The organism is Brachyspira sp. G79 (assembly GCF_002379365.1).
Taxonomy (GTDB): Bacteria; Spirochaetota; Brachyspiria; order Brachyspirales; family Brachyspiraceae; genus Brachyspira.
Window position 1 is genome coordinate 2,020,623 of sequence record NZ_JQIU01000008.1, and the last position, 6,295, is coordinate 2,026,917.

The following is a 6,295-nucleotide window of genomic DNA, read 5'->3' on the forward strand; positions in this document are numbered from 1 at the left end:
CATTATTTCTATACGATAATATATAAACAAATATCCGATAAAAATTTAAATAACAATTAAGGAATAATTTATGAACAAACACGAGCATATATCAAAGATACTTATCTCAGAAGAACAAATAAATAATAAAGTCAAAGAATTAGCAGAAGAAATTTCTAATGATCTTAAAAATAAAGAAAACATACCATGCATTATAGGACTTCTTAAAGGATCATTTATGTTTATTGCTGACCTTACAAGATATATTGATGTCCCTGTAGAAATTGATTTTATGATAGTATCAAGCTACGGAAATAATAAAATAGGTTCTGAAATTAAAATACTCAAAGATGTCGATGTGCCTCTTACTGGAAGAGATGTAATAATAGTAGAAGACATTATTGACACAGGATGCACTTTAGAAAAAATATGCGAAGTATTAAAAACTAGAAATCCAGCATCTCTAAAAGTATGCACACTTCTAAACAAGCCTTCAAGAAGAAAAGTTGATATAAAAATAGACTATAACGGTTTTGATATAGAAGATGAGTTCGTTGTAGGCTACGGAATAGACTATGCTCAGAAATACAGAAATCTTCCATACATTGGAGTAGTTGAATAATATAAATAATAAAATCCTACGCACGCAGAACAAACTTTTTATAAAAAATAGATTTAACATTCTAATCTCGCTATATAAAAATACAAAGTTATACGTGCGTAAAATAAAATTCAAACTTTACAAAAAGCTTGGGCGGGTGCTGAAAATTATAATCTAAGTTTTCAAATCTTTATAAAGTCATAATAAAAAAATAAGCTATCAAATCTTAAAGGGCGGGGCTAAATAAATTTCAAAAACTAAATTATTAAAAATCATATAAATTTAATTGTAAATTAATTCTATATATTTTTGTTTTATTGACAGTACAGTAGCTAGAAAAAAATTGAAATAAATCTACTGGGTGATGAAATTTCCAAATCTTAATATAATTATTTTTGAATCAGAAACTTTATTTAATAAAAATTAAAGCCTTACATTGATATTATTTCTATTAAGATATTCTTTTAAATCTTTTATATCTATTTCTTTATAATGGAATATAGAAGCAGCAAGACCAGCATCAACTCCTTTTACAGCAAATACATCTTTGAAATGCTCCATATTTCCAGCACCGCCTGAAGCTATTAAAGGTATGGATACATTATCAGCTATTTCTTTTAATAGTTCTATATCAAAACCATTTTTTACTCCGTCAGTATCTATACTATTTATAACAAGTTCTCCAGCACCATTTTTCTCTCCATCAATAGCCCATTTAATAGCATCAATTCCTGTATCTTCTCTTCCGCCTTTAGCAAATACAGAGTATTTACCATTAACTCTTTTTATATCTATTGAAAGCACAACACATTGATTGCCGTATTTCTCTGCAGCTTCTTTTATAAGATGAGGATTTTTTATTGCACCTGAATTTACACTTACTTTATCAGCACCTGATTTTAAAACTATATCAAAATCTTTTATACTGTTTATACCGCCTCCTACAGTAAGAGGTATAAATATTTCTTTAGCAACATTTTCTAGTACATTTACAAATAAACTTCTGTCCTCATAAGAAGCTGTTATATCATAAAATACAAGCTCATCTGCTAATGAATTATTATAATATTTGGCAAGCTCTACTGGATCATCAACATCTTTTAAGCCTTCAAAATTCGTACCCTTTACAACTCTGCCATCTCTTACATCTAAGCATGGTATAATTCTTTTTGTTATCATACTAAAAAACCTAATTTAATATATTAAAAAATTATATAATAAAATTATCTTTTCGTAAAGTATAGATATTGTATTTTATTACTTTATTTATTTACTATTATTTTAATTTAAATCACGCTTTGGGGGCATTTTTTGAAGTACAGGCTTACTAGTTTTAATTATACCATATAAAAAACAAAACCTTTAAATCTAAAGGGTGGGTATTAAAATAAAGTTTAAAAATTTACTCTCCACCTACCCTCTAAATTTTTTAACGTTATACTGGTATTTTTTTATTATTTTTCTCTATTTACTTTAACTGTTATTATGGCTGCCCACCCAAGTGCTTTTTAAATTTACAATATTCTTAAACGCATGTTTAATAGATTTTTATATATAAAGATATATTTTACAATATATTTGATTATATTGTTTTAGCTTAAAATATAAATATTTAATACAGATTAAAACATCTATGAAAGATTTTTTTGAAGCAAGTAAAAACGGCGATATTAATAAACTTATAGAATGCATTAAACAAAATATCGATATAAATAAACTTGATAATGAAGGGTTTAGTGCCTTAATGCTTGCTTGTATTTTTAATAAATATGATTCAGCAGAAGTTCTAATAAAAAACAATGCCAATATCAATTTAAAAACTTCAGAGAATTGGACAGCTTTGATGTTTGCTTCATTTTACGGGCATTACCAAATAGCAGAGTTGTTATTAAAAAATAATGCTTGCTTTAATATTAAAAATAAACAAGGCTTTGATGCTTTGCTTATATCATTATTTTATAAAAGAGAAGATATTGTAAAGCTTTTAATAAATTATGGAGCTGATGTAAACACAAAAAATGATGAAGGCTATACTCCATTAATTTATTCATGCAATTATAATAATTCTGAAATAGCAAAAATTCTTATAAATAACAATGCTGATGTAAACGCCTACAATAATAACGGCACTACAGCATTAATGTACGCATGCTTAATGCTTAAAGAAGATATCATAACAGAGCTTTTAAAACATAATGCTGATATTAATAAAAAAGATAATAACAGCGACAATGCTTTTGATTATTTAAATAGTAATGAAAAAAGTGAAGAGACAGATAGAATATATAAAATGATTATATCATTTAATAATTAAAAAATAAAAAAATCAATAAATAATATAATTTGAATTTAATATACGCACGTAGAACGCATTTTTTATATCAATAAATTTAGTATTCTAATTTTATTTTATATAGGAATTTCATTGAACGTGCGTTTAATAGCATTACAAATTTAAACTGCACTTGGGTGGGCAGCCAAAAATAACAGTAAAAGTTCAAAAATAAAAATCATACATAAATAACAGATAGTATTAAAAAAAATTTAAAGGGTGGGAATGAAAATAGTTTTAAAATAAAAATACGAGTATAAATCTCGCTGTTGACAAACTTAAAAATTTTTAGTATATATTAATAAAAAATATTTATAAAGAAATATTATATGCAAAAAACATACTATTCATTTTCAGACTATGTAAAAAATAAATTTGGAGTTAAGGTAGGTAAGATTTCTATAGATACAGATTTCGGCTGTGCTCATAAAGCTAATGACGGAGGATGCCGATTCTGTAATTTAAATAGCTATAAACCGCCTTATATAATAGAAGAAAATATCAATAAGCAATGGATAAACGGAGTAGAAAACTATAAAAGAAGATATCAGAAGTTTTATGCTTATTTTCAGCTAGGTACTCCATTATCTCCGCTTGCCTCAAAAGAATCTTTACTTTATGCTAATAAGTTAATACATTTTGATGACTGCGTGGGGCTTATGTTTGGGGCAAGGAGCGATATGCTTGAAGATAATGTTTTAAAAGAGCTTAATGATTTATCTTCTTATTTTAATAAAGAGATTTGGCTTGAGATGGGGCTTCAGTCTTCTAATGATGAAACTTCTATTTTTATAAATAGAGGTCATAATTATAAATCATTTGCAGATACTGTAAAACATATAAAGAAAAATTATCCTAATCTTATAATATGTACTCATGTAATATTCGGTCTTCCTAAAAAGTTTATAGATGAAAAAAATATAGAGCTTGAAAGAAGAGAGGATATGCTTCAAACTGTAAGAGATATTTCTTCTCTTGAAATAGACGCAGTAAAGTTTCATCAGCTTGATATAGTAAAAGGTTCTTATTTTGAGAATATGTACAAAGAATATAATTTTCCAGTTTTAGATGAAGGTTTTTATATAGATTTGATGTGCGAAGCAATTTCTTTAACTAGAGAAAATATTATAATAGCGAGATTAATGGGCGACAGTTTGGGAGATAGTTTGATAGCACCTAAATGGAAAAAATCCAAAGGCGAGATAATAAACCTTATAAATAAAAATATGAAGCTAAAAAATCTTTATCAGGGTAGCAGTTTTATTTTGTAATTATTAGAATTATATTTGGTTTAATTTTTATATAAATATAGTATAATGTATATATGAAGTTTTAGGAGTTAATAAATGAAAGCTAGTGAAGCTAAATTAAATGATTTAATTAAAAAAAATGATATACAATTTATTATACCTGTATATCAAAGAAATTATGATTGGACTATAAAAGAATGCAAAGTTTTATTAAATGATATAAGAGATGCAGGCAGATTAAATAGAGAACATTTTATAGGAAGTATAGTATATGTAGATGATCATGCTCCTAAAACAGGTATACAAGAATTAATTATAGTAGATGGTCAGCAAAGATTAACTACAATAATATTAATTTATTTGAGATTATATAAATTAGCAAAAGATTTAGAAGATATCAGATTAAGAGATAGAATTTATGAGCATTATCTGATAAATAAATATGCAAATACTGAAGAGGAAAAAATAAAATTAAAACCTACAGAAAATAATAACAAAGCATTAAAATCTATTTTTTTAGGTGCTAACTTTAAAGAAAAATCTAACATAATAGATAATTATAATTTTTTTGAAAAAGAAATAAATAGTTTTAATTATGAAAGTATTTTAGATGGGTTAGAAAAATTAATATTTGTCGATATGTCTTTGGATAGAAAAGAAGATGATCCGCAGCGTATATTTGAAAGTTTAAACTCTACAGGTTTAGCATTATCTCAAGGTGATTTAATAAGAAACTATATTTTAATGAAATTAAATTCAAAAGAACAACAATATATTTATGGAAATTATTGGGAATATATAGAAAAAAATGCAAGAGATGAAAGTCTTAATAAGGATATGGTATCAGATTTTATTAGAGATTTTATGACAGCTGAATATAATAAAATACCAAATAAAAATAGAATATATGAAGAGTTCAAAGAAAAATATTCTATAAGTAATCTATCAGAGATAGAAAATTATTTAAATAGTTTAAAAGAATACTCAAATTATTATAATAAACTATTAAATCCTAAAAATGAAATTGATAAAGATATATCAATAAAACTTGAAAATATAAAAACTATAGAAGTAAATGTATCATATCCGTTCTTTTTAAAAATTTATAAAGATTATAATGATAAAGTTATAGACAATAAAACCTTTTTGAAAATTATTGATTTAATAGAATCTTTTGTATTTAGACGATTTATATGTGATGTATTTAGTAATGCTATGAATAAAATATTTATGTCATTATATAGTAAAATAGATAAAAATAATTATTATAATTCATTAGAAGAATATTTATGTAAATTAAAAAATGTACAAAGATTTCCAAATAATGATGAAGTAATTAATAAATTAAAAGAAAAAGATATATATAATGCTATGAATACAAAAAGAAAAATGTATCTATTTAATAAATTGGAAATGGGACTTGGTAAAACAGTTGTTGATTTTTCAAAAACTGATTTTGAAATAGAACATATATTTCCTCAAAATCCTGTAAAAGAATGGAAAGATAATTTAACAGATGAAGAATATAAAATGATGCAAAGTAAAGTTCATTCAATAGCTAATTTAACAATATCAGCAAATAATAAAGAACTTTCAAATAAAACTTTTTTGGATAAGAAAAATATGAATGTAGATAATAAAGAACAGGGATATAAATATAGTCATCTTTGGATTAATGAATATTTAAAAACTATAGATGAATGGAATACTAAAAGAATGGAAGAACGTTTTAATATTTTAATTGAAAGGTTTATAAATACATGGAAATATCCTAATATTATTATTAATCAAATTAATAATAATACTGCTAATAATGAGGAAACAAGTATATTTGAAGCTGGAGATCCAACAGGTAAAAAATTAGATTATATAATATTTAATGGGGAGAAAATTGATAAGATAGTAGATGTTTCAAAATTGTTTTCTTTTGTATTAAGATATTATTATAATCAGGATAAAGAAGCATTTTTTACAGAAGAAATGCAAAGTTTAATTCAAATTACAAAAAATAAAGATGAACTTAGAACAGAATATCCTATAGATATAGACGATATATATTTTGCAGAAAATAATTACAGCAGTGAAAGAAAATTTTATTTAATTAAATATTTAATAGAAAAATTTGGTATGGAA

The 6,295-nt window shown here is 24.4% G+C and carries 5 protein-coding genes; 4 read left to right on the plus strand and 1 reads right to left on the minus strand.

Features of this window, described 5'->3' with window-relative positions; genetic code table 11:
• Nucleotides 1–70: 70 nt before the first annotated feature.
• Nucleotides 71–601 carry a hypoxanthine phosphoribosyltransferase gene (gene hpt, locus KQ44_RS10320; RefSeq protein WP_096737325.1) on the plus strand — a complete coding sequence of 177 codons (531 nt, stop codon included), beginning with the start codon at nucleotides 71–73 and terminating at the stop codon, nucleotides 599–601.
• Nucleotides 602–1,003: 402 nt separating this feature from the next.
• On the opposite strand, the gene hisF is transcribed toward hpt, so the two are convergent.
• Entirely contained in the window at nucleotides 1,004–1,759 is a 756-nt protein-coding gene (gene hisF / locus KQ44_RS10325) for an imidazole glycerol phosphate synthase subunit HisF (RefSeq protein WP_096737326.1), read from the minus strand.
• A gap of 454 nt (nucleotides 1,760–2,213) precedes the next feature.
• On the opposite strand from hisF, the gene KQ44_RS10330 reads away from it, so the two are divergent.
• The 3 genes from KQ44_RS10330 to KQ44_RS10340 form a co-directional block, all read left to right on the plus strand.
• Nucleotides 2,214–2,894, plus strand: a complete 681-nt coding sequence (locus KQ44_RS10330) for an ankyrin repeat domain-containing protein (RefSeq protein WP_096737327.1) — start codon at nucleotides 2,214–2,216, stop codon at nucleotides 2,892–2,894.
• 347 nt (nucleotides 2,895–3,241) lie between these two features.
• Nucleotides 3,242–4,183, plus strand: a complete 942-nt coding sequence (locus KQ44_RS10335) for a TIGR01212 family radical SAM protein (RefSeq protein ID WP_096737328.1) — start codon at nucleotides 3,242–3,244, stop codon at nucleotides 4,181–4,183.
• A gap of 75 nt (nucleotides 4,184–4,258) precedes the next feature.
• Nucleotides 4,259–6,295, plus strand: a 2,037-nt coding sequence (locus KQ44_RS10340; protein WP_096737329.1) for a DUF262 domain-containing protein, incomplete at its 3' end; no start/stop codon positions are given.